General features: G+C 42.9%; 1 protein-coding gene. It reads right to left on the bottom strand.

What is annotated here, in order from left to right:
• Positions 1-633: tRNA epoxyqueuosine(34) reductase QueG (queG, locus tag A3756_RS01650; RefSeq protein WP_068552763.1), on the bottom strand; the 633-nt coding region annotated here is incomplete at its 3' end.
• Between the last annotated feature and the right edge of the window lie 188 nt (positions 634-821).

Genomic DNA, 821 nt, shown 5'->3' with positions numbered 1-821 from the left:
CGGGCAGGCAGTGAGGCAGGCCTTACAGCTACCACAGTGTTCCTCTATGTATGGTTTACTTATTGGAAGAGGGAGGTCGGTATATATTTCCCCCAGAAAAAACCAGGAACCCGCTTCACGACTGATAAGCATAGTATTTTTACCGAACCAGCCTAAACCCGCTTTCTGGGCAAAGGCTCGTTCAAGTACAGGTGCGCTGTCGACAAAAGCTCTAAAGCTGTAGCTTTCCGCTTTTTGTTTTATATGTTCGATCAGCTTTTTTAGCCTCGAGCGGATTAGCTTATGATAGTCACGCCCCAAGGAATAGCGGGATATATAGGCTTTTTCTTTTTCGTTCAAAAGGCCTAGAGGAGAGTTTGGGTCGCTTAGATAATTCATGCGCAAGGAAATAACCCTAAGCGTGCCGGGAACTAATTCATCAGCCTGCCAGCGTTTGCTTCCATGCTTTTCCATATAATCCAGGTCTGCATGAAAACCTCTATCGAGCCAGTCTTTGTATCGTTCTATATGAATGTCTAGGTCATTAGTTGTGATGCCAAATTGCTGAAACCCAAGTTCTAGCGCTTTTTTTTGGATTGACTGCTCAAGTTCTAGCAGCTCGTTGTGAGTAAGATTGGGCTTAGTGTTTTGCATCGAATCTATTCTAGCGGCATCTTTGTGTAAGTCTGACGATGTTTTGCTATACTTAACAGTTAACTAGGAATGTTTGTTCAGCAAATACATTAATAAGCAATGTGTTACGACGCTATTATGGCATAAACGTGCAGCAGAACCTGCTTTTTGTGTCTGCAAAGAGCGCTTGTTTTAATATTTGTTTATGG

It is taken from the genome of Oleiphilus sp. HI0086 (assembly GCF_001635225.1).
Note: the sequence above shows the minus strand (reverse complement) of the source record. Positions and strands in the feature narration are given on the sequence as shown.